This window comes from Streptomyces sp. NPDC054961 (assembly GCF_053609145.1).
In genome coordinates, this window is sequence record NZ_JBSGWY010000107.1 from 1 (window position 1) to 1,381 (window position 1,381).

General features: G+C 71.2%; 1 protein-coding gene. It reads right to left on the minus strand.

Features of this window, described 5'->3' with window-relative positions; genetic code table 11:
* The coding region (locus tag ACWF9Z_RS36660) for a type I polyketide synthase (protein WP_453609953.1) at positions 1-1,381 on the minus strand (1,381 nt) is incomplete at both ends.

Below are 1,381 nucleotides of genomic sequence, written 5' to 3' on the forward strand. Positions count from 1 at the left end.
ACTCCACCGCCATGCCCACCCACTGCGAACCCTGCCCCGGGAACACGAACACCGTCCGCCCACCCCCAACAGCCCGACCACGCACCACACCAGCAACATCAACACCACCAGCAAGAGCACCCAGCCCGGCCAACAACCCCTCCCGGTCCCCACCCAGCACCACCGCACGGTCCTCGAACACCGCACGCGAAGACACCAACGACACACCCACATCGCGGGGAGAAAGCTCCTCGTCCGCCCCGACAGCCGTCAGCAGCCGCGCAGCCTGACCCGCCACCGCCTCCACACCACGACCCGACACCACCCACGGCACCACACCCGACACCCCAAGGGTCCCGGTGTCGTCCGCGTCCGTCCGGTCGTCCTCCACCGCAAGCGGCTGCTCGATGATCACGTGCGCGTTCGTGCCGCTCAGCCCGAAGGAGGAGACGGCGCCACGGCGCGGACGACCCGCGGCCTGCCACGCGCGAGCCTGACTGAGCAGCTCGACGGCGCCGGTCTCCCACTCGACGTGGGGGGATGGCTCATCGGCATGCAGGGTCTTCGGCAGCACGCCGTGGCGCATCGCCATGACCATCTTGATGACGCCCGCGACACCGGCGGCGGCCTGGGTGTGGCCGATGTTGGACTTGATCGAGCCCAGCCAGAGCGGCTGGTCGGTGGGCCGGTCCTGGCCGTAGGTGGCGAGGAGGGCCTGTGCCTCGATGGGGTCGCCGAGGCGAGTCCCGGTACCGTGCGCCTCGACCACGTCCACGTCGGCGGTCGTCAGACGGGCGCTCGCCAACGCCTGCCGGATGACGCGCTCCTGCGACGGACCGTTCGGCGCGGTCAGACCGTTCGACGCACCATCCTGGTTCACCGCCGAACCACGCACCACGGCCAGCACCGGATGCCCCAGCCGCTGCGCATCCGAAAGCCGTTCAAGCAGGATCAGGCCCACGCCCTCGCCCCACGCGGTTCCGTCGGCCTCGGCGGAGAAGGGCTTGCAGCGGCCGTCGGGCGCCAGGCCGCGCTGGTGGCTGAACTCCACAAAGGTGGTCGGCGTCGACATCACCGCGACACCGCCGGCCAGCGCCAGGCTGCACTCGCCCTGCCGCAGCGATTGCGCCGCCAGGTGCAGGGCGACCAGGGAGGAGGAGCACGCCGTGTCCACCGAGACGGCCGGGCCCTCGAGCCCGAGCGTGTAGGCCACGCGGCCGGAGGCGACACTCCCGGCGGTGCCCGTTGCGAAGAACCCGTCGAAGCTCTCGGAGGCCTGCTGCATGCGCGAGCCGTAGTCGTTGTACATCACGCCGGCGAAGACGCCGGTGTCCGAACCCCGCAGGCTCGCCGGGTCGATCCCCGCCCGCTCGAAAGCCTCCCACGCCGTCTCCAGCAGCAG